Origin of the sequence: Achromobacter aegrifaciens (genome assembly GCF_902859735.1) — a bacterium.
Taxonomy (GTDB): domain Bacteria; phylum Pseudomonadota; class Gammaproteobacteria; order Burkholderiales; family Burkholderiaceae_B; genus Achromobacter; species Achromobacter aegrifaciens.
Genome location: NZ_CADIJY010000005.1, coordinates 194,209 through 218,806 on the forward strand (window position 1 = coordinate 194,209; position 24,598 = coordinate 218,806).

The 24,598-nt window shown below is 66.9% G+C and carries 22 protein-coding genes; 10 read left to right on the forward strand and 12 right to left on the reverse strand.

Features of this window, described 5'->3' with window-relative positions:
- Positions 1-172 precede the first annotated feature (172 nt).
- From HV766_RS16970 to HV766_RS16980, 3 genes are all read left to right on the forward strand, one after another.
- Positions 173-2,347, forward strand: a complete 2,175-nt coding sequence (locus HV766_RS16970) for a malate synthase G (RefSeq protein ID WP_175181580.1) — start codon at positions 173-175, stop codon at positions 2,345-2,347.
- 115 nt (positions 2,348-2,462) lie between these two features.
- On the forward strand, positions 2,463-3,080 hold the full coding sequence (locus HV766_RS16975) for a TetR/AcrR family transcriptional regulator (protein ID WP_175181581.1): 618 nt from the start codon (positions 2,463-2,465) through the stop codon (positions 3,078-3,080).
- A 249-nt stretch (positions 3,081-3,329) separates the two neighbouring features.
- A complete protein-coding gene (locus HV766_RS16980; protein WP_054457305.1) occupies positions 3,330-4,190 on the forward strand; it encodes a cysteine hydrolase family protein in 861 nt (286 codons plus the stop codon).
- 77 nt (positions 4,191-4,267) lie between these two features.
- Here the strand turns inward: HV766_RS16980 and HV766_RS16985 are convergent, their stop codons facing one another.
- From HV766_RS16985 to HV766_RS17005, 5 genes are all read right to left on the reverse strand, one after another.
- A complete protein-coding gene (locus tag HV766_RS16985) occupies positions 4,268-4,864 on the reverse strand; it encodes a TetR/AcrR family transcriptional regulator (protein WP_054457159.1) in 597 nt (198 codons plus the stop codon).
- Between the two features lie 130 nt (positions 4,865-4,994).
- Positions 4,995-5,300 carry a DUF4148 domain-containing protein gene (locus HV766_RS16990; protein ID WP_054457161.1) on the reverse strand — a complete coding sequence of 102 codons (306 nt, stop codon included), beginning with the start codon at positions 5,298-5,300 and terminating at the stop codon, positions 4,995-4,997.
- Between the two features lie 84 nt (positions 5,301-5,384).
- A complete protein-coding gene (locus HV766_RS16995) occupies positions 5,385-5,690 on the reverse strand; it encodes a DUF4148 domain-containing protein (protein ID WP_042795957.1) in 306 nt (101 codons plus the stop codon).
- Positions 5,691-6,048: 358 nt separating this feature from the next.
- Entirely contained in the window at positions 6,049-6,570 is a 522-nt protein-coding gene (ssb, locus tag HV766_RS17000) for a single-stranded DNA-binding protein (protein ID WP_119449719.1), read from the reverse strand.
- A 280-nt stretch (positions 6,571-6,850) separates the two neighbouring features.
- The gene (locus tag HV766_RS17005) at positions 6,851-8,068 is read right to left on the reverse strand and encodes an MFS transporter (RefSeq protein WP_054457175.1); all 1,218 of its coding nucleotides are present in this window, start codon (positions 8,066-8,068) and stop codon (positions 6,851-6,853) included.
- A gap of 187 nt (positions 8,069-8,255) precedes the next feature.
- On the opposite strand from HV766_RS17005, the gene uvrA reads away from it, so the two are divergent.
- The gene (gene uvrA, locus HV766_RS17010) at positions 8,256-11,099 is read left to right on the forward strand and encodes an excinuclease ABC subunit UvrA (protein ID WP_415823086.1); all 2,844 of its coding nucleotides are present in this window, start codon (positions 8,256-8,258) and stop codon (positions 11,097-11,099) included.
- A 45-nt stretch (positions 11,100-11,144) separates the two neighbouring features.
- A complete protein-coding gene (locus HV766_RS17015; protein ID WP_054457179.1) occupies positions 11,145-11,807 on the forward strand; it encodes a glutathione S-transferase family protein in 663 nt (220 codons plus the stop codon).
- Positions 11,808-11,826: 19 nt separating this feature from the next.
- Here HV766_RS17015 and HV766_RS17020 read toward each other — a convergent pair whose 3' ends face one another.
- A complete protein-coding gene (locus HV766_RS17020; protein WP_054457181.1) occupies positions 11,827-12,729 on the reverse strand; it encodes a LysR family transcriptional regulator in 903 nt (300 codons plus the stop codon).
- A gap of 127 nt (positions 12,730-12,856) precedes the next feature.
- Between HV766_RS17020 and HV766_RS17025 the strand changes: the two genes are divergently transcribed.
- Together HV766_RS17025 and HV766_RS17030 are read left to right on the forward strand one after the other, a co-directional pair.
- Positions 12,857-13,858 (forward strand): tripartite tricarboxylate transporter substrate binding protein, encoded by a 1,002-nt coding sequence (locus HV766_RS17025; protein WP_054457183.1) that lies wholly within the window; start codon positions 12,857-12,859, stop codon positions 13,856-13,858.
- Positions 13,859-13,881: 23 nt separating this feature from the next.
- Positions 13,882-15,075 (forward strand): M20 aminoacylase family protein, encoded by a 1,194-nt coding sequence (locus HV766_RS17030; protein ID WP_054457184.1) that lies wholly within the window; start codon positions 13,882-13,884, stop codon positions 15,073-15,075.
- A gap of 31 nt (positions 15,076-15,106) precedes the next feature.
- Here HV766_RS17030 and HV766_RS17035 read toward each other — a convergent pair whose 3' ends face one another.
- The 3 genes from HV766_RS17035 to HV766_RS17045 are packed head-to-tail and all read right to left on the reverse strand — an operon-like array spanning position 15,107 to position 17,972.
- Complete coding sequence (locus tag HV766_RS17035) at positions 15,107-16,234, reverse strand: deoxyguanosinetriphosphate triphosphohydrolase (protein WP_175181583.1); 1,128 nt, start codon at positions 16,232-16,234, stop codon at positions 15,107-15,109.
- 23 nt (positions 16,235-16,257) lie between these two features.
- Entirely contained in the window at positions 16,258-17,334 is a 1,077-nt protein-coding gene (gene aroB / locus HV766_RS17040; RefSeq protein ID WP_125472556.1) for a 3-dehydroquinate synthase, read from the reverse strand.
- Positions 17,331-17,972, reverse strand: coding sequence for a shikimate kinase (locus tag HV766_RS17045; protein WP_054457189.1), 642 nt, complete (start codon positions 17,970-17,972; stop codon positions 17,331-17,333). The genes aroB and HV766_RS17045 overlap by 4 nt, the downstream gene beginning before the upstream one ends.
- 114 nt (positions 17,973-18,086) lie before the next feature.
- Between HV766_RS17045 and HV766_RS17050 the strand changes: the two genes are divergently transcribed.
- A complete protein-coding gene (locus HV766_RS17050) occupies positions 18,087-20,534 on the forward strand; it encodes a penicillin-binding protein 1A (RefSeq protein WP_054457191.1) in 2,448 nt (815 codons plus the stop codon).
- A gap of 60 nt (positions 20,535-20,594) precedes the next feature.
- On the opposite strand, the gene cyaY is transcribed toward HV766_RS17050, so the two are convergent.
- Positions 20,595-20,924: an iron donor protein CyaY gene (gene cyaY, locus HV766_RS17055; protein WP_013396958.1), complete on the reverse strand. Its 330-nt coding sequence runs from the start codon at positions 20,922-20,924 to the stop codon at positions 20,595-20,597.
- Positions 20,925-20,978: 54 nt separating this feature from the next.
- Here cyaY and lptM point away from each other — a divergent pair, with 54 nt between their 5' ends.
- Both lptM and lysA read left to right on the forward strand, forming a co-directional pair.
- Positions 20,979-21,140 carry an LPS translocon maturation chaperone LptM gene (gene lptM / locus HV766_RS17060; protein WP_225589042.1) on the forward strand — a complete coding sequence of 54 codons (162 nt, stop codon included), beginning with the start codon at positions 20,979-20,981 and terminating at the stop codon, positions 21,138-21,140.
- On the forward strand, positions 21,137-22,429 hold the full coding sequence (lysA, locus tag HV766_RS17065; protein WP_175181584.1) for a diaminopimelate decarboxylase: 1,293 nt from the start codon (positions 21,137-21,139) through the stop codon (positions 22,427-22,429). Before lptM ends, lysA begins: the two co-directional genes overlap by 4 nt.
- Positions 22,430-22,489: 60 nt before the next feature.
- Here lysA and HV766_RS17070 read toward each other — a convergent pair whose 3' ends face one another.
- Positions 22,490-23,857 carry a peptidase associated/transthyretin-like domain-containing protein gene (locus HV766_RS17070; protein ID WP_175181585.1) on the reverse strand — a complete coding sequence of 456 codons (1,368 nt, stop codon included), beginning with the start codon at positions 23,855-23,857 and terminating at the stop codon, positions 22,490-22,492.
- A gap of 19 nt (positions 23,858-23,876) precedes the next feature.
- Complete coding sequence (tagF, locus tag HV766_RS17075) at positions 23,877-24,593, reverse strand: type VI secretion system-associated protein TagF (protein ID WP_054457308.1); 717 nt, start codon at positions 24,591-24,593, stop codon at positions 23,877-23,879.
- Positions 24,594-24,598: the final 5 nt, after the last annotated feature.

Consider the following 24,598-nt stretch of genomic DNA (forward strand, 5'->3'; position numbering starts at 1 on the left):
TAAGTAGCTGATATAAAACCATAAAAATTACGGCTTTGCCCATACGGCAGTGCACAAACTGGTATGACCAGTGGGTTTTGATATGGACATTGCGGCAGGCGCGAACGATGATGTCGAGACCAGATACGCCCGGCGCGCGGCGTCGGCCAGTCCCTTACCGCTAGAGAACCGCATGACTCAACGCATCCAGCATCACGGCCTGCAAGTGGCGGCCAATCTCAATCAATTCATCGAACAGGAAGCCCTGCCCGGCACCGGCCTGGATGCCGAAGGCTTCTGGCAAGGCTTCGCGGCCCTGGTGGACGACCTGGCTCCGAAGAACCGCGCGTTGCTGGCCGAACGCGACCGCCTGCAGGCCGAGCTCGACGCATGGCACCGCGCCCACCCCGGCCCCATCGCCGATCCGGCCGCCTACCGCAAATTCCTGGAAGGCATCGGCTACCTGCTGCCGCAGCCGGCCAGTGTGCGCGCCACCACCGACAACGTCGACACCGAGATTTCGCAGCAGGCCGGCCCGCAGCTGGTCGTGCCCATGTCCAACTCGCGCTACGCGCTGAACGCCGCCAACGCGCGCTGGGGCAGCCTGTACGACGCGCTCTACGGCACCGACGCCATCCCCGCCACGCCCGGCGACACGGGCCGCGGCTACAACCCGGAACGCGGCGCCGCCGTCATCGCCCGCGCCCGCGCCTTCCTGGACACCGCCGCCCCGCTGGCCCAGGGCTCGCATGCCGACGCCCGCGGCTACACCGTGGAAAGCGGTCAACTGCGCGTGGCACTGGCCAACGGCTCGACCGGCCTGAAGAATCCCGCGCAATTGGCCGGCTACCAGGGCGAGGCCTCCGCGCCTACGGCCATCCTGCTCAAGAACAACGGCCTGCACTTCGAAATCCAGATCGACCGCAGCCACAGCATCGGCGCCACCGACGCCGCAGGCGTCAAGGACGTGCTGGTGGAAGCCGCGCTCACCACCATCATGGACTGCGAGGATTCCGTCGCCGCCGTGGATGCCGAGGACAAGGTCCATATCTACCGCAACTGGCTCGGCCTGATGAAGGGCGACCTGACCGAAGAGGTCACCAAGGGCGGCAAGACCTTCACCCGCAAGCTCAACGCCGACCGCGACTACACGCGTCCCGACGGTTCACCGCTGACCCTGCATGGCCGTTCGCTCATGTTCGTGCGCAACGTCGGCCACCTGATGACCAACCCGGCCATCCTGGACCGCGAGGGCCGCGAAATCCCCGAAGGCATCCTGGACGCCGTGGTCACCAGCCTGGCCGCGCTGCAGGACCGCAAGCACAAGCTGAATTCGCGCACCGGTTCCGTCTACATCGTGAAGCCGAAGATGCACGGCCCCGTCGAAGCCGCCTTCGCCAGCGAACTTTTCGACCGCGTCGAAGACCTGCTCAAGCTGCCGCGCAACACCCTGAAAATGGGCATCATGGACGAAGAGCGCCGCACCAGCATCAACCTCAAGGCGTGCATCGAGGCCGCCGCCGCGCGCGTGGCCTTCATCAACACCGGCTTCCTGGACCGCACCGGCGACGAAATGCACTCCAGCATGGAAGCCGGCCCGATGCTGCGCAAGGGCGACATGAAGTCCACCGCCTGGATCACCGCCTACGAGCGCAACAACGTGCTGGTCGGCCTGGATGCCGGCCTGCGCGGCCGCGCCCAGATCGGCAAGGGCATGTGGGCCATGCCGGACCTGATGGCCGCCATGCTGGAACAGAAGATCTCCCATCCCAAGGCCGGCGCCAACACCGCCTGGGTGCCTTCGCCCACCGCAGCCACGCTGCACGCGTTGCACTACCACCAGATCGACGTGCAGGCGGTGCAGCAGGAGCTGGAACGCACCAAGCTCGACAGCGTGCGCGATGACCTGCTGGGCGGCCTGCTGACGGTGCCGGTCGGCGATCCGTCCAAGTGGTCCGCGCAGGACATCCAGCAGGAGCTCGACAACAACGTGCAGGGCATCCTGGGCTACGTGGTGCGCTGGATCGACCAGGGCGTGGGCTGCTCCAAGGTGCCGGATATCCACAACGTCGGCCTGATGGAAGACCGCGCCACGCTGCGCATCTCCAGCCAACACATCGCCAACTGGCTGCGCCACGGCGTGACCAACCGCGAGCAGGTCATGGAAACCTTCAAGCGCATGGCCAAGGTGGTCGACGGCCAAAACGCGGGCGATACGCTCTACCGCCCGATGGCCGGCAACTTCGACACCTCGCTGGCATTCAAGGCTGCCTGCGCGCTGGTGTTCGAAGGCCTGACCCAGCCCAACGGCTACACCGAGCCGCTGCTGCACAAGTACCGCCTGGAGTTCAAGGCCAACCAGGCCTGATCCCGGCGCGCTTTTGCCGCAACAAGACCGGACAGCCTGGCTGTCCGGTTTTTTTTCGGGGCGCGACCCTGAAAAAAGCCAGGTCAATTTCGCACGGTCGTGCTAAATTTGCCGCATGACTGCCAAAACCGAGAAAAGCGAGCTGACCTTCGCGGCCATTGTGGACGCGGCCCTGGACATGGCCGCGGCGCAAGGCATGGAGAGCCTGTCGCTCGGCCAGGTGGCCAAGCGCCTGGGCATCAGCAAGAGCGGCGTGTTCTCGCGCGTGGGCTCGCTGGAAGCCCTGCAGCAGGCGGTGCTGGACGAATACGACCGGCGCTTCCTTGAAGCCGTGTTCACCCCGGCCCTGGCCCATCCCCGCGGCCTGCCCCGGCTCAACGCCCTGGTCTCGCTCTGGATCGAGCGCGCCAGCAATGTCGAAACGCTGACGGGCTGCATCTACGTGGCCGGCGCCTTCGAATACGACGACGTGGAATCCCCGCTGCGCTCGGTGCTGGAGGGCAATCTACGGCGCTGGCGCAGCGCCATGCTGCGCACGGTCAACCAGGCGCTCGAAGCCGGCCACGTCAGGCCGGACACGGATCCCGAGCAGCTCGTATTCGAGGTCTACAGCTTGATGATCGGGCTGATGCACGATGCCCGCTTCCTGCGGGATCCCAAGGCTCCCCAGCGCGTGCGGGCGGCCTATGAACGATTGATTTCCACCTACCGCAGTTTCAAGTACCTCGAGTAGCCGTATTTCCAGCGCCGGCCCGTGCCGGCAATTCTTTACTTCAATTTCGCACGGTCGTGCGAAATTTTCCAGGAGCCTGACATGTGGATCGTTATCGCAGTGATCGCCGTTTCAGCCGGGGGCAGCGTCTGGCTGCAGTGGCGCGAGCTGCTCAAGCAGTTACCAGACCGCGCCGAGCATCTGGTACTTTTCTAGAAAGACATGGCCATCCCGTTCTATATTTCGAGTTCGCCTGTCCCGAACGTCGTCATGCCGCGCTCCAATCATCTACTGATCATCGATCCGCAGAATGACTTCTGCGACCTGCCCGAGTCGTACCTGCCCACGGATCCCGTGACGGGCGCCGCGCACGCGCCCGCCCTGCCTGTGGCCGGCGCCCACGCCGACATGCAGCGGCTCGCGCACTTCATCGACACGACCGCGCCCGCGCTTACCTCGATCACGGTGACGCTGGATTCGCACCACCGCCTGGACATCGCCCATCCGACCTTCTGGTCCACCGGCGACGGCCAGCCCGTGGCGCCGTACACGCAGATCACGGCGGCACAGCTGCGCGCGGGCGATTTCCGGCCGCGCCACGACGACGACCTGCCGCGTACCCTGTCGTACCTGGACGAACTCGAAGCGCGCGGCCGCTACACGCTGATGGTGTGGCCGCTGCATTGCGAAATCGGCACCTGGGGCCATAACGTGCATGCGGACGTGCGCGCGGCTTACAGCCGTTGGGAAGACGAGCGCCAGTTCATCGTGCGCAAGGTGCCCAAGGGCATGAACCCCTGGACCGAACACTACAGCGCGCTGATGGCCGAAGTCCCCGATGCCGACGATCCGCGCAGCCAGCTCAACCGCAGCCTGCTCGATTCGCTGGACCGCGCCGAACTCATCCTGATCGCCGGCCAGGCCGGCAGCCATTGCGTCAAGGCCACTGTCGAACACCTGGCCGAGCACCTGCCCGGCCGCGACCTGTCGCGCCTGGTGTTGCTGACGGACTGCATGAGCCCCGTCGCGGGCTTCGAAGACGCACAGGCAACCTTCCAGCAACGCATGCGCGACCTGGGTATCCAGGCGCGCACCAGCGTCGACATGGCGCGGGCGCTGCTCGCGGCCTGATCCCGCCGCGCAAAACACAACGGCCGCCTGCTTGCGCATGGCGGCCGTGGTTGATGGGCTGCGTGGAGCGGGAACGCTCAGGCGGCGCCGCCGTGCTTGCCGTCGCACTCCACGTACAGCGCGCCGATGGCCTCGCACAATGCCGCGGGCTGTTGGAACAGGCGCGCCACCAATATGCAACCTTGCACCGTGGCGAACACCGCGCGGCCAGCCGCCTCCGGCGTGCCAGAGAACTTCATCGTGCCCTGCGCCGCCCCTTCGGCCAGCACGCGTGCCAACCAGGCTTCGTGCGCGCGGAAGAATCCTTGCAATGCGCCACGCACGCGTTCGGGCAGCGAATTGACCTCGGCCGCCAGCATGCCGGCCAGGCAGAGCTCGCCCGACCCGCAGGCGCGCGATTCCATCATCGACAGATATTGGTCGAGCTGCGCTTGCGCCGGCAGCGACGTGTCGATCCCGCGCATCGCGGCCAGCGCGCGCGCGCTGTAGGCTTCGACCGCCTCGTAGAGCAAGTCGTCCTTGCCAGGAAAGTAATAGTGGATGCTGGACGTCTTTACGCCCACGTGCTCAGCCAGGTCGCGGTAGCTGAAGCCGTTGCATCCGCGCGTGCGGATCAGCTTCTCGGCATGGGCCAGAAGCTGTTCGCGAGTGGTGTTGGAAGTAGGAGTGTCCATGGCTGAATATTACCTACTAATAGGTTGATTCGTCATCGGTTCCGGCAGCGTTGCCACTGCTCCAAAACCCTTGCGGACCCCGGCCGGGAATCATCCCGCCCCCCGGGATCCGCATGTACCGGCATGAAGCTCAGCCTTGCACGGGCGGGTAGTCCAGCTCACCGCTGTCGGTCAGGCCATGCGCGCGGGCGGCGGCCAATTCCTGCTGCACTTGCTTGCGGCTCTTGTCGCCGGCCGAGGCAAACATCGTGGCGGCGTAGCCTTCTTCGCCCGACACCAGCTCGCCATTGGCGCGCGCTTCGGCCAGTTCCTGCTGCACCTGGGCGCGGGTCACCGTGCTTTCCGTGTTCAGGGGAGGCGGATAGTCCAGTTCGCCGGCTTGGGCGGCGCCGATGAAGGAAGCGGACAGGATCAGGGCGGATACGAGGGTCTTCATGGTTGATCTCCAGTAAGGATCAGGTGCTGCGTCAGGGTTTCGATGGAGCTATCTACTTATAGATAGACATCGAGGGAAAAAAACTCAGCCTTGCACGGGCGGGTAAGCCAGTTCGGCGCTGTCGGTCAGGCCTTGGGCGCGGGCGGCGGCCAGTTCCTTCTGGACCTGGGCGCGGCTCTTGTCGCCAGAGGCGGCAAAGATCGTGGCGGCGTAGCCTTCTTCGCCAGACACCAGTTCGCCATTGGCGCGGGCCTGGGCCAGCTCTTGCTGCACTTGGGCGCGGGTCACCGTGCTTTCGGTGTTCAGGGCAGGCGGATAGTCCAGCTCGCCGGCTTGGGCGGCGCCAATGAAGGAAGCGGACAGGATCAGGGCGGATACGAGGGTCTTCATGGTTGATCTCCAGATAACGATTGCGTAGCGGTTCAAAAAACTATCTACTTATAGGTAGACAAGAAGGGAAATAAAAAAGCGGTCCTACTGTATTTCTGGTTTCGACGTCGGCGGGTGTTTGGTTTGCTGCGTCGATGGATGAATCTTATCTACTACTAGGTAGATAGCGCAAGGGGATTTTGTGAAACAAAATAATTCCAGCAACACCAGGACTTCGCCTCACCTATGCCGGAATGGCGCCCCATCCGCGAGTCGGCCTCTCGAACGCGTCGGCCCACACTACCGCCAGGGGCAACAAAAAACCCGGTAAATCAGGAATTTACCGGGTTCTTGTTGAAGTCTGATGCCGCGCTGTGGCTTAGAACGGAATATCGTCGTCCATATCCGCCAGATTAGCGCCGCTGCTGGCCGGAGCCGCGGCGGGAGCCGGGCGCTGTTGCGGGGCCGGGCGTTGGGCCGGGGCGCGCTGCTGCTGCGGGCGCGAAGGCGCGTCGTCGTAGCCGCCACCGCCGCCGAAGCTTGCGCCACCGCCGCCGCCGTCTTCGCGGCCGCCCAGCATCTGCATCTGGTCGGCAACGATTTCGGTGCTGTAGCGGTCAGCGCCGGTGTCCTTGTCTTGCCACTTGCGCGTCTTCAGGCGGCCTTCGATGTAGACCGAGCGGCCCTTCTTCAGGTACTCGCCGGCGATTTCAGCCAGGCGGTTGTACATGACGACGCGGTGCCATTCCGTTTCTTCGCGGCGTTCGCCCGAAGCCTTGTCTTTCCAGGTGGAGGTGGTGGCAATGGACATATTGCAGATTGCCGCCCCTTCGGGGCTGTAGCGGACTTCCGGGTCGCGTCCCAGATTGCCCACGAGTATGACTTTGTTAACCGATGCCATGCCGTTGTCCCTCTGTTGTTGACAGCCTGCGTGTGCGTTGCCGCGGAGGCGCCGGCAACAACATAAAAGCGATGATGTTGAAGACCGGCTTCATGAAACACGCCGGTCACCGCAACGATGACCGGCGACGCCGGGTTGAACCCTGAGTGAAGCCCTGATTTGATGCGTATTATCGACGAAAAGCGCCCGCCGCGCCAAACCAGGATGTGACAAAGCCGTCCACCCCAGCCATGGAATTTTCGCGTCTGTTGGGCGCTTTTCGGGGTGGGATCCCGACTTTTCAGCCGGCCCGCGCCGATGCCTGGCGGTCCGGTTCGGGCAACGGCCGCAGGGCCCAGGTCACCGCCAGCCAGATCGCCGACAGGGCGGCGGCGGCGATGAAAACGGCGCTGGAACCGGAATGCGAGGCCAGCCAGCCGCCCAGCGCGCCACCCGCGAACAGGCCGGCGGCCTGGGCGGTGTTGTAGAAGCCCAGCGCCAGGCCCTTGTAGGCCTGCGGCGCGACCCGCGACACCAGCGACGGTTGCAGGGCTTCCAGCACATTGAAGGCCACGAAGAAGCCCGTCAGGGCGGCTGCCAGGGTGTAGAAACCATGGCTGGCCGCGGGCAGCAAGGCGCACACCAGCACCAGCCCGGCCACGGCGGCGCGCAGGGCGCCGCGATGGGCGCGGCGCTTTTCGGCGACGAACACCACCGGCACCATCAGCACGAAGGAAACCAGGATGACCGGCAGGTAGACCTTCCAGAGCTCACGCGCGTCCAGGCCGCCCACCTTCGCCAGCAGGGCGGGCACCACGACAAACAGCGCCACCTGGATCAGGTGCAGGACAAAAACGCCGAAATTCAGGCGCAGCAGGTCGCTGTGGGTCAGGACTTCGCGCGGCCGGGCCGCCTGCATGGTGCGGGCCTGGGTCAGCGGCACCACGGGCACCACCCAGCCGGCCACGGCCAGGCAGATCACGCCCAGACAGGCGATGGTCCAGAACAGGCCGGACAGGCCCCACCAGCCCACCAGCACGGGCGACAGGACCAGCGACACGGCGAAGGACAGGCCGATCGACCCGCCCACCATGGCCATGGCCCGGGTGCGGACCTCGTCGCGGGTGGAATCCGCCAGCCAGGCGGTGACGGCCGCGGAAATCGCCCCGGCGCCCTGGATGGCGCGGCCGATGGTGATCCAGTACACGTCGGACGCCTGTGCACAGACGATGCTGCCCGCCACGAACAGCAGCAGGCCGAACAGCACCACGGGACGCCGGCCCCAGCGGTCGGACGCCAGGCCGAAGGGAATCTGCATGAAGGCCTGGGTCAGGCCGTACATGCCCAGCGCCAGGCCGACGCGGGCCGGATCGTCCCCGCCCGGCATGCCGGCGGCGGCCACGGCGAAGACGGGCAGCAACAGGAACAGCCCCAGCATCCGCGCGGCGAACAGTCCGGCCAGCGCCACGCTGGCGCGGCGTTCGGACGGGGTCAATTTCAGTTTTTTATCTGCCTGCATGCGAAAAATTCAACGATGACTAGGACTCGCCCGCGCGCGTGGATGTCACACGCCCACGGTCTGATCTGGCGGTGCGGCGCCGCCCCCCGGGTCTATCCAGGCTGGAGTACTGCCCCGAACGCAGGGGGATTCGGCGCGCTATAGTACCAAGTTGGCCTTTGAAACCGCTTAAAAGAGCCCGATGGACGTGACAATACGCATTCGGGGTGCGCGCACCCACAATCTCAAGAACGTCTCGCTCGACCTGCCACGCCACAAGCTGGTGGTCGTCACCGGCTTGTCCGGCTCGGGCAAATCGTCGCTGGCCTTCGACACGCTGTACGCGGAAGGCCAACGCCGCTACGTGGAAAGCCTGTCCGCCTACGCCCGCCAGTTCCTGCAGCTGATGGACAAGCCGGACGTGGACCTGATCGAGGGCCTGTCCCCGGCCATCTCCATCGAACAGAAGGCCGCGGGCCACAACCCCCGCTCCACCGTCGGCACCATCACCGAGATCCACGACTACCTGCGCCTCCTGTACGCGCGGGTCGGTACGCCCTATTGCCCTGACCACGGCCTGCCATTACAGGCGCAAAGCGTCAGCCAGATGGTGGACGCGGTGCTGTCCTGGACGCCCGAAACCCGGCTGGCGGTACTGGCGCCCATAGCCCGCGGCAAGAAAGGCAGTTTCGAGGACGAATGCGCCAGCCTGCAGGCGCAGGGCTACGTGCGCCTGCGCGTGGACGGCCAGTTGACCGAAATCGACGGCATGGCGCCGCTGAAGAAGACCGAGAAGCACGACATCGACGTCGTCATCGACCGGCTGCGCATCAAGCCTGAAAGCAAGCAGCGCCTGGCGGAAAGCTTCGAGACCGCGTTGCAGCTGGCCGAGGGCCGCGCCCTGGCGCTGGACATGGACAGCGGCCGCGAACAGGTCTTCTCCAGCCGCTACGCCTGCCCGGTGTGCAGCCACAGCCTGCCCGAGCTGGAGCCGCGCCTGTTCAGCTTCAACAATCCCATGGGCGCCTGCCCCAGTTGCGATGGCATCGGCCAAGTCGGCTTCTTCGACCCCAAGCGCGTGGTCGCCTTCCCGGAGCTGAGCCTGGCGGCCGGCGCCATCCGCGGCTGGGACCGCCGCAACGCCTTCACGCATTCGCTCTTGACCAGCCTGGCGGCGCACTATGAATTCGACATCGAAGCGCCCTTCGAGGAACTGCCCGAGGCGTTGCGCGACAAGGTGCTGTACGGCTCCGGCGACGAAGAGATCTCGTTCCTCTACCTGAACGAAAAAGGCCGCAGCACGGTCAAGCGCCATACATTCGAAGGCGTGATCCCGAACCTGGAGCGCCGCTGGCGCGAAACCGATTCGGCCACCGTGCGCGAAGAGCTCGGCAAGTACCGCAACATCAAGACCTGCCCGGATTGCGGCGGCTCGCGCCTGCGGCCCGAGGCCCGCAACGTGCTGATCGGCCAGGATCCGCGCGGCGGCGAACGCCACGGCCAGGCCATCTACGAGGTCGAGGCCATGCCGCTGTCGACCTGCCTTACCTGGTTCCGCGACCTGAGCCTGACGGGCGCCAAGCAGGAGATCGCGCAACGCATCGTGCGCGAGATCGAGGCGCGCCTGAGCTTCCTGAACAACGTGGGCCTGAACTACCTGTCGCTGGACCGCAGCGCCGATACCATCTCGGGCGGCGAGGCGCAGCGCATCCGGCTGGCCAGCCAGATCGGATCAGGCCTGACCGGCGTGATGTACGTGCTGGACGAGCCCTCCATCGGCCTGCACCAGCGCGACAACGACCGCCTCATCGGCACCCTGCAGCACCTGCGCGACCTAGGCAATAGCGTCATCGTCGTGGAGCACGACGAAGACATGATCCGCATGGCCGACTGGGTCGTGGACATGGGACCGGGCGCGGGCGAGCACGGCGGCCAGGTGGTGGCGCAGGGCGACCCGGAAACCGTGCAGCACGACCCCCAGTCGCTGACCGGCCAGTACCTGAGCGGCGCGCGCGCCATCGCCATCCCGAAGCGACGCCCCGTCAACGACGAACTGTCCTGGCTGACCCTGACGGGCGCCAGCGGCAACAACCTGAAGAACGTCGACCTGCGCATCCCCGCGGGCCGGCTGGTGTGCGTGACCGGCGTGTCCGGTTCGGGCAAGTCCACGCTGGTCAACGACACGCTGGCGGTCGCCGTGTCGCGCCAGCTGCATCATGCACAGAGCGAACCCGCTCCTTACGTGTCGATGCAGGGGCTGGAGAACTTCGACAAGATCATCAGCGTGGACCAGAGCCCCATCGGCCGCACGCCGCGCAGCAACCCCGCGACCTACACGGGCCTGTTCACGCCCATCCGCGAACTCTTCGCGGGCGTGCCGGAAGCGCGCACCCGCGGCTACGACCCGGGGCGCTTCAGCTTCAACGTCAAGGGCGGGCGCTGCGAGGCCTGCCAGGGCGACGGCGTGGTCAAGGTCGAAATGCATTTCCTGCCCGACATGTACGTGCCTTGCGACGTCTGCCACGGCAAGCGCTACAACCGCGAAACGCTGGAAATCCGCTATCGCGGCCGCAACATCAGCGAAGTGCTGGACCTGACGGTGGAACAGGCGCTGGAATACTTCGAGTCCGTGCCGGCCATCGCCCGCAAGCTGCACACGCTGATCGACGTGGGCCTGTCGTACATCCGGCTGGGCCAGAGCGCGACCACCCTGTCGGGCGGCGAAGCGCAGCGCGTGAAGCTGTCGCAGGAACTGTCGCGGCGCAGCACCGGCCGCACGCTCTACATCCTGGACGAGCCCACCACGGGCCTGCATTTCCGCGACATCGAGCTGCTGCTGCAGGTGCTGAACCAGCTGGTCGACAGCGGCAACACGGTGCTGATCATCGAACACAACCTGGACGTCATCAAGACCGCGGACTGGGTGGTCGACATGGGTCCCGAAGGCGGCGACGGCGGCGGGCGCGTGGTGGCGCAGGGCACGCCCGAAGACGTGGCCGGCACGTCCGCCAGCCACACCGGACAATACCTGGGCAAGCTGCTGCGCCGCTGAACCGGCGCCTGAATCATCACATCAACGGCTAGGAAGGATCGCGGCATGTACACCTTGATCATCGGCAACAAGAACTACTCGTCCTGGTCCCTGCGGCCGTGGATCGCCTTGCGCGCCGCAGGCATACCCTTTACCGAGCAGAAGCTCGGCTTCTTCACCGAGGAATTCTCGCGCCGCGTGGGCGCGGTGTCGCCCGCGGGGCTGGTTCCGGTGCTGCTGGATGGCGAGTTCGCGATCTGGGACACGCTGGCGATCTGCGAGTACCTGGCCGAACGCCATCCCGAAGCCCGCCTGTGGCCCCAGGACGCGCGCGCCCGGGCCCGCGCGCGGTCGCTCACCGCGCAGATGCACAGCGGCTTTGGCGCGATGCGCCAGGCGCTGCCCATGAACGTCGAAGCGCACCTGCCCGGCATCGACTTTCCTGCGGCCGCGCAACAGGACATCGAGCGCCTGCAAGCGATCTGGCGCGACACGCGCGCGGCATTCGGCCAGGGCGGGCCGTTCCTGTTCGGCGAGTTCTCGATCGCCGACGCCTTCTTCGCGCCGGTGGTCTCGCGCTTCACGACCTATGGCATCGCGGCGTCCGGCCCGGTGCGCGACTACATGGACGCCGTGCTGGCGCTGCCCGCCATGCAGGAATGGACCCGCGACGCGCTCGCGGAAGCCACCTTCGTGCCCGAGGACGAGCCCTACCGCAAGCAGCGCTGAAGCACGTCAATCGGCGCGTTCAATCGCGCAGGCGCTGGGCCACGAATTCACGCACCAGCGCCATCGCCGGCGCCTCGGTGCGGCCCGTCAGCGTCACCATTGCAAACAGCGCGTGGCTGCGCAGCGGCGGGTCGGTAGGCAGTTCCGTCAGTTCGCCCGCGGCGATGCCGACCCGCGCCGCGCCCACGATGCCCAGGAATACCGCGTCCGACACGCGCACCGCTTCCAGCACGCTGCCGATTTCATCGCAGCGCAGGCGCATCGCGGTCTGCGGATCCGCCTCGACGCCGAAATGGTCGACCACGATGCGCACGGTATCCGCTGCGAGAAACGTGGACGCCAGCGGATAGGCCGCAACCTCCGCGAAGCGCGCCGGCCGCCCGGCCTGGGCCAGCGGATGGCCGCGGCGGCAGATGAATCCGGCGCGCATTTCCGAGATGGGTTCGATGCGCAGGTCGGCCGCCGGCACGATGCCGCGCGTATCGACCACCAGCGCGTCCAGGCGCCGCTGGCGCAACAGCGCCAGATGGGCCTCGGGCGAGCCGCGCATCACGTCCAGCCGCAACTGCGGATAGTGCTGCGCCACGTGGGCCAGCAGCGGCGTCATGAGCATGACGCCCGGCCCTGAACCCAATCCGATGCTGATGCTGCCCCGGTCGCCCTGGGTCAGCAGTTCCGCGCTGCGGCGCAGCTCGCCCGATTCGAACAGGATGCGCCGCGCGCGGCCGGCGACGGTCAGGCCCAGCGGGGTCAGCTCCGTGCGCTTGCCCATGCGGTCCAGCAGGCGCGCGCCCAGGTCTTCTTCCAGCAGGCGGATGCTGCGGCTGAGCGCCGACTGGGTCAGGTACAGGCGTTCGGCCGCACGGCTGAAGGAACCCGCCTCGGCCACGGCCAGCAGATGTTCGAGCTGCTTGAGATTCATGCCCGGGTCCCGATTAAGTATGAGTTTTTTTTCTAGCTTCCAGAATAACAATTCGTTAGACAACTAGCGAGGCCTGTCCCTAGCATGCGGATCACGACTAGATCATTCCAAGGGGAATTTCGTGAGCATGCTTTCCAATGGCCTGCGCCTGGCCGGCTGTGCGCTGGCGCTGGGCGCGGCGCTGCTGGCCCAGGGCGCCCGGGCCGCAGACTATCCCGACCGGCCCGTCATGATGATGGTGCCCTACCCGGCCGGCGGCGCGTCCGATTCCATCGCCCGCGTGGTGGCCCCGCCCGTCTCCAAGCAACTGGGCCAACCCGTGCTGGTGGAGAACCTGGGCGGCGTGAGCGGCGCGCTGGGCGCGCAGAAGGTGCTGGGCGCCAAGGCTGACGGCTATTACCTGTTCCAGGGCTCGCCCAACGAGCTGATCCTGTCCCCCATCGCCAATCCCGCGGTCAAGCTCAAGAGCGAGGATTTCCGCCTGGTGCAGATGATCGGCATGGCCCCATTGGTGATCGTGGCGCGCGCCGACCTGCCCGCCAACAATGCCGACGAGCTGGTCACGCTGGCGCGCTCGCGCTCGGCCACCCAGCCGCTGACGTTCGGCAGCGTGGGTGTGGGTTCGCTGTACCACGTGCTGGGCGAGCACATGGCGCGCACCATCGGCGCCAACATGATGCATGTGCCCTACAAGGGCGGCGCGCCGTTGATGCAGGACATCGGCGGCGGCCAGGTGGACCTGGCCATCCTGCCGCTGTCGCAGCAGCAGGTGGCGCTGGCCGAGCAGGGCCGCATCAAGCTGCTGGCCAGCCTGGACCCGCAGCGCAGCCAGTTGCCCGCGCTCAAGACCGTGCCGTCGGTCAACGAAGGCCAACTGCTCAAGGGCTTCAACTTCACCACCTGGACTGGCTACTTCGTCAAGCGCGACACGCCGCAAGACGTGGTGGCGCGCCTGAACGCAGCGCTCAACGCCGCCATGCAGGATGCGGCGGTGAAGGACAGCCTGGCGCACCAGAACATCGAAGTCTCCGCCCCCATGAGCGCGGAACAGGCCGACGCCATGTACCGCGCCGAGACCGAGCGCTTCCGCGAAATCTCCAGCCACGTGAAACTGGCAGGCAACCAGTGACCCGATTCCAGGACCTCTCCGACATGCATCCCATCCTGCAGGCGATGACCGCCCAGGCCGACGAATTCGTCTCGATCCGCCGCGACATCCACCGCCACCCCGAACTCGGCTTCCAGGAATTCCGCACCAGCGACCTGGTGGCGCAGTGCCTGACGCAATGGGGCTATGAAGTGGAACGCGGGCTGGGCGGCACCGGCGTGGTGGGGCAGTTGCGCCGCGGCAGCGGCGGCAAGCGCCTGGGCCTGCGCGCCGACATGGACGCCCTGCCCATCCAGGAAGCGACGGGCCTGGAACACGCCAGCTGCAACGAAGGCGTCATGCACGCCTGCGGCCACGACGGCCACACCGCCATGCTGCTGGCGGCCGCGCACCACCTGGCCAGGCATGGCGACTTCGACGGCACGCTCAACCTGATCTTCCAGCCCGCCGAGGAAGGCCTGGGCGGCGCCAAGCGCATGATGGAAGACGGACTGTTCAGCAAGTATCCCTGCGACGCCATCTTCGCCATGCACAACATGCCGGGCCATCCGCAAGGCCGCCTGCTGCTGCGCGACGGCGCCGCGATGGCTTCGTCCGACAACGTCACCATCGTGCTGGAAGGCGTGGGCGGGCACGGCGCGATGCCGCATTGCGCCGCCGATCCGGTGGTGGCTGGCGCGGCCATCGTGCTGGGCCTGCAAAGCATCGTCGCCCGCAATATCGATCCCCTGCACATGGCGGTGATCACGGTCGGCGCATTCAACGCGGGCAAAGCCAACAACGTCATCCCCCAGACCGCTACGCTGAAACTCAGCGTGCGCGCGCTGGACCGCGGCGTGCGCGACACGCTGCAAGCCCGCATCACGGAACTGGTCCACAGCCAGGCGGCCAGCTATCAGGTGCGCGCCACCATCGACTACGGCCGCGGTTATCCCGTGCTGGTCAACACCCGCGAAGAAACCGATTTCGCGCGCCAGGTGGCGGTGGAACTGGTGGGCGCCGACCAGGTGGAACTCCAGACCCGCGCGCTGACCGGCAGCGAGGACTTCGCCTTCATGCTGGAGGAAGTGCCAGGGTCCTACCTGCTGGTGGGCAATGGCGATGGCTCGGCGGAAGGCTTCAACAGCGGGCATGGGGCCTGCATGGTGCACAACCCGGGCTATGACTTCAACGACCACAGCCTGCCCGTGGGCGCGGCCTACTGGGTGCTGCTGACGCAGCGCTATCTGGCGGGCTGAGGCCGCGGCGCAAGCCTGAGGCCCGCGGGCCTCAGGCCATCTCGAACAGGCGCTTGTGCTCGCGGATGGCGTAGCGGTCCGTCATGCCCGCGATGTAGTCGGCGATGGCGCGGGCCTGCTCGTTGAAAGCCGGCCGGCGATAGTCGGGCGGCAACAGCCGCGGATCGTCCAGGAAAGCCGCGAACAGCTCGCGCACGATGCGCCGCGCCTTGGTCGTCATGCGCAACACGCGGTAGTGGCGGTACAGGTTGTCGAACAGGAATTTCTTCAGCGCGTCGGCCTCGCTCCGGATCTCGGGCGAAAAGGTCGCCAGCGGCGGCGCGCGGCGCACGTCGTCGGCAGTGGCGGGAGCGAACTCGCGGATGCGCGCCAACGAGGTCCGCGTCAGGTCGACGATCAGCGTATTGATCATGCGGCGTATGGTCTCGGCCACCGCGCGACGCGCAGCCAGCCCCGGATAGCTTTCCAGCACGTGGGCGTGGTGGCGCTCGAAGATCGACACTTCCTTCAGCTGTTCCAGCGTGATCAGGCCCGAGCGCAGGCCGTCGTCGATGTCGTGGTTGTTGTAGGCGACCTCGTCCGCCAGGTTGGCCAACTGCGCCTCCAGCGAGGGTTGGGTGCGGTCGAGGAAGCGCTGGCCCACGTCGCCCAGCTGCCGCGCATGCGCGGCCGAACAATGCTTGAGGATGCCTTCGCGCGTTTCGAAGCACAGGTTCAGGCCGTTGAAGTCCGCGTAGCGTTCTTCCAGTTCGTCCACCACCCGCAGGCTTTGCAGATTGTGCTCGAAGCCGCCCGCCTCCGGCGCCAATTCGCGCATGCAGGCGTTGAGTTCATCCTGGCCCGCATGACCGAACGGCGTGTGGCCCAGGTCGTGCGCCAGCGAGATGGCTTCGGTCAGGTCTTCGGACAGGCCCAGGCTGCGCGCCAGCGTGCGCGCAATCTGGGCCACTTCCAGGCTGTGGGTCAGGCGGGTGCGGAACAGGTCGCCCTCGTGGTTCACGAAGACCTGGGTCTTGTACTCCAGGCGCCGGAAGGCGCTGGAATGGACGATGCGATCGCGGTCGCGCTGGAACTCCGTCCGGTTTTCCGGCGGCGGCTCGGCATAGGTCCGCCCGCGCGATTGAGACGGGTGGGATGCATAGGAAGCCAGTTCTTTCATCTGCAACACCGTCTCCATCACGGCTATTGGGTGGTGCGGGCCAGCACGGCGCGCACGGCGTCGTCGGGGGCCGCGCGCATCATGGCCTCGCCGATGCGGGTCATGAGCACGTAGCGGATCGAGCCGCCTTCGGTCTTCTTGTCGACCTGCATCAGGTCCAGCCAGCGGTCGGCGCCCAGGTCGGGGGCCACGACGGGACAGCCGATGGCGACCACCAGCGCGCGCACGCGCTCCACGTCGGCACGGTCAAAGCCGGCGACGTCGGCCGACAGCTCGGCAGCCTGCACCATGCCGCAACCGACGGCTTCGCCATGCAGCCAGGCGCCGTAGCCCAGGCCGGATTCGATAGCGTGGCCGAAGGTGTGGCCCAGGTTGAGGATGGCGCGCAGGCCCGACTCGCGCTCGTCCTTGCCCACCACTTGCGCCTTGAGTTCGCAGGAGCGGCGGATGGCGTAGGCGACCGCCTCGGGGTCCAGTTCGCGCAGCTTCTGCGCATTGTCCTCGCACCAGGACCAGAATTCCGGGTCCAGGATCAGGCCGTACTTGATCACTTCCGCCAGGCCCGCGGACACCTCGCGCGCCGGCAGCGTGTTCAGCACGTCGGTGTCTATTTCGACTGCGACCGGCTGGTAGAACGCGCCGATCATGTTCTTGCCCAGCGGATGGTTGACGGCGGTCTTGCCGCCCACCGACGAATCGACCTGCGACAGCAGCGTCGTGGGCACCTGCAGGAAGCGCACGCCGCGCATATAGACCGCGGCCGCGAAACCGGTCATGTCGCCGATGACGCCGCCGCCCAGCGCCACCAGCACGCAGCGGCGGTCCAGGCGGTTGCCCAGCAGCGCGTCGAAGATCAGGTTCAGCGACTGCCAGTCCTTATAGGCCTCGCCGTCGGGCAATTCGATGCGCAGCACCCGCTTGCCGGTCCGGGCCAGCGCGGCTTCGGCGCGCTCGCCGTACAGGGCGGCGACGGTCGGGTTGGTCACCACGGCGATCGCGGTGGCGTCGGCGGGGATGCACTGGTCCAGGGCGTCCAGGCGGCCGGGGCCGATGTGGATCGGGTAGGCTCCGCCCGGGGTGTCCACGTGTACTACGTTCATATGCGCTTCTCGAAGGCTTGCAGTTGCGGCAGCAGCGCCTTGACCAGGGTGTGTATGGGCATGGCGCCCGTCTCCACCACCAGGTCGGCTACTTCCTTATAGAGGGGTTCCCGCAGGGTCATGAGGTCGCGCAGCGTGCCGCGCGGGTCGGCCGTGGCCAACAGGGGACGGTTGCGGTCGCGGCAGGTGCGGCGGAACAGTTCGTCCACGCTGGCGCGCAGGTAGACCACGATGCCGCGCTCGCGCAGGCGCTGACGGTTTTCCGGCGCCAGGATCGCGCCGCCGCCGGTGGCAAGAATTATGTTGCGCCGTTGGGTACACTCTTCCAAGGCGGCAGATTCCCGGCGACGAAAACCGGCTTCGCCCTCGATTTCGAAGATTACCGGCACCCGCACGCCGCAACGCGCCTCGAGCTCATGATCCAAGTCCATAAACTCGCGCCCCAGGGCACGCGCCAGGCCACGCCCTATAGTGGTCTTGCCCGCGCCCATCATCCCGACCAGGAAAACCGGCAGGTCATGCGGCAGCGTGGCGGCCTTGCCTGTGCACTCGATCGCGCAAGGCTGGTTTTCGGGCGTCTCGCAGGAGGACGCCGGGTCCGGGTCAGCCTCCGGACATGAGTTAGCGGAAAAGTTCATGACGGCATTATCACATCAGCCGCCAGTTGCCCGCCTACCACACTGAACGATTTTGTTACAGAAACCGGTGCCCCGTGCCAAGACGGACCCGGAGATACCCGTAAAATCGCCGCGATGAGCAAGCCCCAGAATTCCTCCAAGAAAGACAAGCCCGCCAAGAGCGGTTCCCCGATACTGCGATTCTTCGTAAAAACCGGCATTTTCTTTGCCGGCCTGTTCCTGTGCGGCGTGCTGCTGGCTGGGATGGCGTTGGCGCTGGCCTGGCCCAACCTGCCCGACCTGAACGCCATGACGGACTACCGCCCCCGGGTGCCGCTGCGCGTCTTTACGGCGGACCGCGTCCTGATCGGCGAATTCGGCGAAGAGCGCCGCAACGTGCTGCGCTTCAACGAAATCCCGGACGTCATGAAGTCCGCGGTGCTGGCGGCCGAGGACGACCGCTTCTACCAGCACGGCGGGATCGACTGGATGGGCGTGGCGCGCGCCGGCCTGACCAACCTGGTCAGCATGTCGAAGTCGCAGGGCGCCAGCACCATCACGATGCAGGTGGCGCGCAACTTCTACCTGTCGTCGGAAAAGACCTATTCGCGCAAGTTCTATGAACTGCTGCTGACCTTCAAGATCGAGTCGGAGCTCACCAAGGACCAGATCCTCGAGCTCTACATGAACCAGATCTACCTGGGCCACCGCGCCTATGGTTTCGCGGCCGCCTCGCGCACCTACTTCGGCAAGCCCCTGTCCGAAGTCACGCCTGCGGAAGCCGCCATGCTGGCCGGCATCCCCAAGGCGCCCTCGCGTTTCAACCCTATCGCCAACCGCCCGCGCGCCGAGCTGCGCCAGCGCTACGTGCTGGGCCGCATGCACTCGCTGGGCTACCTGACCGAACCGGAATACCAGCAGGCGCTGGCCCAGCCCATCGTCATGAAGTCCGCGGAAGGCACGCCGGCCGGCGGCTATTCCATCCATGGCGAGTACGTGGCGGAACTGGCACGCCAGCTGTTGTTCAACGTGTACCAGGACAACGTCTATTCGCGCGGCATCAATATCTACACCACCGTGCAGTCCAAGGACCAGGAAGCGGCCTACCGCGCCGTGCGCGAAGGCGTGCTGGAATACACGCGCCGCGCGCCCTACCCCGGCCCCGAGGAACAGCTCGACCTGCCGCCGGGCACCGAGAACAACCCGCAGGCGCTGGACGAATTCCTGGACGGCGTGTTCGACAAGTTCAGCGACAGCGGCGACCTGCTGACGGCGCTGGTGCTGTCGGCCAGCCCCACCGAAGTGAAGCTGGCGCGCAGCTCGCGCGAGATCATCACCGTCACCGACAAGAAGGTGCTGGGCGTCGTGGCGCGCGCGCTGAACGACAAGGCCAAGCCCGAGCAGCGCATCAAGCGCGGCTCCGTGGTCTACATCCGCAAGTTCGGCGACAACTGGGAAATCATCAACCTGCCTTCGGTGCAGGCGGCCTTCGTGGCGCTGTCGCCGCAAGATGGCGCCATCCGCGCCATGGTCGGCGGCTTTGACTTCTACCGCGGCAACTTCAACCGGGTGACGCAAGCCTGGCGCCAGCCGGGTTCGAACATCAAGCCCTTCATCTACGCCGCTTCGCTGGAACGCGGCCTGACCCCGGGCACGCAGATCTCGGACCAGCCCTTCGAACTGACGGCCGCGCAGACCGGCTCCAAGGCCTGGAACCCGAAGAACTACGGCAATCAGTACGAACCCATGCTGACCCTGCGCCAGGGCCTGTACAAGTCCAAGAACATGGTGTCGATCCGTATCCTGCAGGCCATCGGCCCGCAGTACGCGCAGGACTACCTGACCCGCTTCGGCTTCGACAAGGCCCGCCAGCCCGCCGTGTTGCCGCTGGCGCTGGGCGCGGGCTCGGTCACGCCCTTGCAGCTGGCCGGCGCCTTCTCGGTGTTCGCCAATGGCGGCTACCGCGTCACGCCCTACCTGATCGACCGCGTCACCGACAGCAGCGGCAAGGTCATCATGCAGTCCAAGCCGGTCGTGGCCGGCGACGCCGCGGCCCGCGCCATCGATCCGCGCACGGCCTGGGTCATGGACGACATCCTGCGCGGCGTGGCCACCTACGGCACCGCAGCGCGCGCCCGCGTCCTGCTCAAGCGCAACGACATCGCAGGCAAGACCGGCACCACCAACGAATCGGTGGACGCCTGGTTCTCCGGCTACACCCCGTCGCTGGTCGCCACCGCCTGGCTGGGCTTTGACCAGCCCAAGTCCCTGGGTTCGCGCGAAACCGGCGGCGGCGTCGCCATGCCGATCTGGGTTGATTACATGCAGACGGTCCTCAAGGGCGTGCCCGAAGAGAAGCCGCGTCCCCGCCCCGATGGCCTGCTGGTCGAAAACGGCGAGTTCTACTTCTCCGAATTCCCGCCCGGACAAGCGGTGGCGCGCCTGGGCTTGCCCGAGGCCGACACGCTGGGTGAGTTCCTCAACGGCCTGAACGGCAGCACCAGCGAGGAAACCCGGATCAAGGTGGCGCCGGGCGTAGGCACGCAAGGCAACACGCCCTGGTCCCAGAAGATTCCGTTCTGACGCGCAAATGACAAGGCCGGCCCCATGGGGCCGGCCTTTTTTTCGCCTGAAGCTGACGTTTTACAGGCGTATCGTCACGGGTACGCCGGCTGCCGCGGAACAGATCTGCGACAGGGCATCCGGCAACTGCGGGCCGCCTCGGGTATCGTTCCAGTGCTGGCCATCGTAGCGGTAGTGAAAGCCGCCGCTGCGCGCCGCGACCCACAGCTCCTGCATGGCAGCCTGGCTGTTCACCACCACATGGGTGTTGTCCTCGAAAACCATCGTCAGCACATTGCCGCTGCGGCTGGTTTCGACGTCGACATCGAGCGAAGCCGCCCAGTCATCGGCCTGGCTTTCGATGCTGTTCAGCACCTGGTCGATCAACGCAAGAAATTCGGTTTCGGTCATAATCGAGCCTGCAAGATTTAGGAGTTCCCAGTGTTCCACTTGGCATTTCGCCGCATGGTCCTTCGCATTGTAGCCACGCTGCTGGCGACCGGCATGGTTGCCGCCTGCGGGTATAAGGGCCCCTTGTACATGCCGACGCCGGACGGCAAGCCGCCCTCGCGCACGCAGCCGCAGCCGCAACCGACGGCCATCCCGCCGGTGCAGTCCATTCCATGACACCCCGATTCCCCGCGCAGCCTGAACTGGCCGGTCATCCGTACTTCCAGTTCCGCAACAATGTCCTGTACGCCGAGGACGTGCCGCTGGATCACCTGGCCGAAAAGCTGGGCACGCCGCTGTACGTTTACTCGCGCGCCGCGCTCAAGGCTGCCTGGGAATCCTACCGCAATGCCGTCGGCCAGCATCCGGTGCTGGTCTGCTACGGCATGAAGGCCAATTCCAACCTGGCCGTCCTGAAGGAATTCGCGCGCCTGGGCGCGGGCTTCGACATCGTTTCCGGCGGCGAGCTCAAGCGCGCCCTGGCGGCCGGTGCGGACCCGTCCAGGATCGTATTTTCCGGCGTGGGCAAACAGGCCTGGGAAATGCGCGCCGCGCTGGCCGCCAAGGTCAAGTGCTTCAACGTCGAGTCCGAAGCCGAACTGCGCCGGCTGTCGGAAATCGCGCATGACATGGGTCTGCGCGCGCCCGTTTCGCTGCGGGTGAATCCGGACGTGGATGCGCAGACGCATCCATACATCTCCACCGGCCTGAAGGAAAACAAGTTCGGCATCGCCATCGAATCGGCGCTGGACGTCTACCGCCTGGCCCAGTCGCTGCCGGCCCTGGAAATAGTGGGCGTGGACTGCCACATCGGCTCGCAGCTCACCGACATCAGTCCCTATTTCGACGCGCTGGAAAAGCTGCTGGACCTGATCGAAAAGCTGGATCAGGCCGGCATCCGGATCGTCCATCTGGACCTGGGCGGCGGCCTGGGCATCCGCTATACGGATGAGATCCCGCCCTCGCCCCAGGCCTTGCTGGACCGTGTCTTCGAACGCCTGAACGCGCGCGGCTTCGGCCATCTGCACCTGGTGCTGGAGCCCGGCCGCTCGCTGGTGGGCAACGCCGGCGTGCTGCTCACGCGGGTCCAGTACCTGAAGCACTCGGAAGCGCGCAACTTCGCCATCGTCGACGCCGCCATGAACGACCTGCTGCGTCCCGCGCTGTACGAAGCCTTCCACGGCGTGCGCCCCGTGCATCCGCGCGCGGGCGACGAAACCCTATACGACATCGTCGGCCCGGTCTGCGAAAGCGCCGACTGGCTGGCCCGGCAGCGCAAGCTTGCTCTCCAACAGGGCGACCTGCTGGCGGTGGAGTCCGCGGGCGCCTACAGCATGGCCATGGCCAGCAATTACAACGCCCGCCCCCGCGCGGCCGAAGCCATGGTCGACGGTGACAAGCACTACGTCGTGCGCCAGCGCGAAACGCTGGACGACCTGCTCAAGGGCGAATCCACGCTGCCCTGAGGGGCTGCCGCCATCCGCGGCGCGGACCGCGCGCCGCATATGGGCGCGATGCCGCTCGTTTCACTCGAACTCATGCGTAATGGAAGCCGGCCGGCCTGGCGCTACTGTCAGGGTCATGCGGTAATCGCCCGCTGATGCGTTGCGCACCGTCACCTGGTAACGGCCTGGCGGCAGGGACAGTTCGCGCAGCGGCGGGCTGACGCCGCGCGAGCGGCCATTGACCACCACCTCTCCCCACGGACGCACGGCCACGCGCACCGTGACAGGCGCCGCCTGAGGCGGCGGCGTCGCGGGCGCGGCGGGCTCTGACGCGGCGGGCTCTGACGCGGCGGGGGCTGCCGCGGCTTCAGGCTCAGGGGCGCTATCTGGCTTCGGGCTGGCGGACGGCATGGTGGAGCCAGTGGCTGCGGCCTGCGGCGGCGAGGCTGGTAGGGCCGCGGCGGGGGAATCCGGCGGGGTCGGTGGAGTCGGCGCGGGCGCGGGTTGCGGCTGTGGTTCCGACGGCGGCAGGGGTTGCGGCGGCGGTTGGGACGGTGGCTCCGATTGGGGCTGGGGTTGCTGCTGAGCTTGAGGCGGCGCCACGCCAGCCAGCTCCACCGGCGGCTGTGCCGGCCGCAGCCATGCATATCCCCCCGCCGCAAGCAGCAAAAGGCCCGCCACGGCCAGCGGCAGCATGCGCCGCGCGCGCGTCGGGTGTTCCGGCCGCATCGCGGTCAGGCGAGCGGCGGCCGGCGGCGGATCGGCAAGGTCGCCGGCGGGCGTCTCCATCATCAATGAAGGCGCGGTCATGTCCGGCTCCGGATCCTCCACAGGAGCGGCCACAGAAACCGCCGCAGGAGCCGGCACCGCCGGCGGGATCACGCCCATCGCCGCAGCAAGCGCCACGGCTGTCCGCGGCCTCGCCTGCGCCTCCATCGCCAGGCCCTCGTCCACGGCGGCGCAGAAGGCCGCCCGATAGGCGCCCGGATGCCACTCATCCAGAGGCGGGCAATCGTCCCGTACACGGCGCGCCAGCGCGCCTGGAGGGGCCGCGCCCGTCGCCAGGAAGTACGCCAGCGCCGCCAGCCCATACACGTCCGTCCAGGGGCCGCAAGAATGCCCCGGATCGTCCGTGTACTGTTCGAACGCGGCGTAACCGGCATGCCGCGCTGCGTCTTCGTCATCGGGCGCCGCATCGAAAGGCGGCGCCAGGACGGCAAAACCCTGCCCGTCGCGGACCACGGCATCTGGGCAAATGCCGCCATGCGCCCGGCCGCCTTCGTGCATGGCGGCCAGGGACGCGGACAGGCCGGCGACCACTCGCAGGATCTCCTGTTCACGCTGCCGCCCGGGCGGCAGGCGCAGGATATCGTCCAGGCGCTCCACATCTGGCGCGGCCGGGAAGCCCCCCGCGCCCGGTCCAGGCGGCACAGCTGAAGTTCGTAGCATGCGCGGTCCTCCGGCAGATTCAGGGATGCCAGGTCGGCAGGGATGAGAACAGCCTGGCGAACAGCGTCGCGTTCAGCGCGCCGCCATGGATGTAGGTCTGCAAGGCCGCGCCGTCCGCCTGGTTGGTCCACCAATAACTGGTGTGGGAACTGGGGTTGAAGCAGAACGGCAGGTCGGGCCAGGCGCCCAGCGCGCGGCGCGCCAGCGGCGCGGAATCCTGCTCGCGGCCGGCGCTCAGGATGTCCATGATGTCGCTGCCGCCGCGCGGCGCGGCGGCGCCCGGCGCTGCGGCAGGCGTACGCACCTGCTGCAGGCTGCGGTCGAACTGCTCCGCCGGGCAGCCATGGCGCACCGCCGCCAGCATGCTGGCGCCGATCTGCCGGTAGTAGTCGCTGGCGCCATCCAGGATGCTGCTGTGGTACTGCGCGGGCGGTACGGCCATGACCACGCACAGCGGGTAGCCCCGGCCCACCCGGTCGCGGCTGGGCGTGATGCAGCCCAGCTGTGCGACACCCGCGCCCGGCCCGGCGGGAATCGCGAAATTCCAGATGGGCGCCGACGCGAAGCCGCGCGCGGCATTGACGTCCGGCGCCTGCTTCAGCGCCGCCAGCCCGAACTGCAGCCAGCGGTCCCACCAGGTGATCAGCTCGCGCGGCAGGCGCCGGTGCACGAAGTCGCCCGCCGCCGGAATCTTGCCGTACCAGCCCACACGCCCACGCTCCACTGCTAGCTCCATGTCCA

Coding starts and splice junctions, on each gene's coding strand:
- HV766_RS17035 (WP_175181583.1), bottom strand. CDS start 16,234: ATGAAAGAACTGGCTTCCTATGCATCCCACCCGTCTCAATCGCGCGGG.
- HV766_RS17005 (WP_054457175.1), bottom strand. CDS start 8,068: ATGCAGGCAGATAAAAAACTGAAATTGACCCCGTCCGAACGCCGCGCC.
- lysA (WP_175181584.1), top strand. CDS start 21,137: ATGACACCCCGATTCCCCGCGCAGCCTGAACTGGCCGGTCATCCGTAC.
- HV766_RS16995 (WP_042795957.1), bottom strand. CDS start 5,690: ATGAAGACCCTCGTATCCGCCCTGATCCTGTCCGCTTCCTTCATTGGC.
- HV766_RS16970 (WP_175181580.1), top strand. CDS start 173: ATGACTCAACGCATCCAGCATCACGGCCTGCAAGTGGCGGCCAATCTC.
- HV766_RS17030 (WP_054457184.1), top strand. CDS start 13,882: ATGCATCCCATCCTGCAGGCGATGACCGCCCAGGCCGACGAATTCGTC.
- HV766_RS17020 (WP_054457181.1), bottom strand. CDS start 12,729: ATGAATCTCAAGCAGCTCGAACATCTGCTGGCCGTGGCCGAGGCGGGT.
- HV766_RS17050 (WP_054457191.1), top strand. CDS start 18,087: ATGAGCAAGCCCCAGAATTCCTCCAAGAAAGACAAGCCCGCCAAGAGC.
- tagF (WP_054457308.1), bottom strand. CDS start 24,593: ATGGAGCTAGCAGTGGAGCGTGGGCGTGTGGGCTGGTACGGCAAGATT.
- HV766_RS16990 (WP_054457161.1), bottom strand. CDS start 5,300: ATGAAGACCCTCGTATCCGCCCTGATCCTGTCCGCTTCCTTCATCGGC.
- lptM (WP_225589042.1), top strand. CDS start 20,979: ATGGTCCTTCGCATTGTAGCCACGCTGCTGGCGACCGGCATGGTTGCC.
- HV766_RS17025 (WP_054457183.1), top strand. CDS start 12,857: ATGCTTTCCAATGGCCTGCGCCTGGCCGGCTGTGCGCTGGCGCTGGGC.
- HV766_RS16985 (WP_054457159.1), bottom strand. CDS start 4,864: ATGGACACTCCTACTTCCAACACCACTCGCGAACAGCTTCTGGCCCAT.
- ssb (WP_119449719.1), bottom strand. CDS start 6,570: ATGGCATCGGTTAACAAAGTCATACTCGTGGGCAATCTGGGACGCGAC.
- HV766_RS17070 (WP_175181585.1), bottom strand. CDS start 23,857: ATGCTACGAACTTCAGCTGTGCCGCCTGGACCGGGCGCGGGGGGCTTC.
- HV766_RS17015 (WP_054457179.1), top strand. CDS start 11,145: ATGTACACCTTGATCATCGGCAACAAGAACTACTCGTCCTGGTCCCTG.
- HV766_RS16980 (WP_054457305.1), top strand. CDS start 3,330: ATGCCGCGCTCCAATCATCTACTGATCATCGATCCGCAGAATGACTTC.
- HV766_RS17045 (WP_054457189.1), bottom strand. CDS start 17,972: ATGAACTTTTCCGCTAACTCATGTCCGGAGGCTGACCCGGACCCGGCG.
- cyaY (WP_013396958.1), bottom strand. CDS start 20,924: ATGACCGAAACCGAATTTCTTGCGTTGATCGACCAGGTGCTGAACAGC.
- HV766_RS16975 (WP_175181581.1), top strand. CDS start 2,463: ATGACTGCCAAAACCGAGAAAAGCGAGCTGACCTTCGCGGCCATTGTG.
- aroB (WP_125472556.1), bottom strand. CDS start 17,334: ATGAACGTAGTACACGTGGACACCCCGGGCGGAGCCTACCCGATCCAC.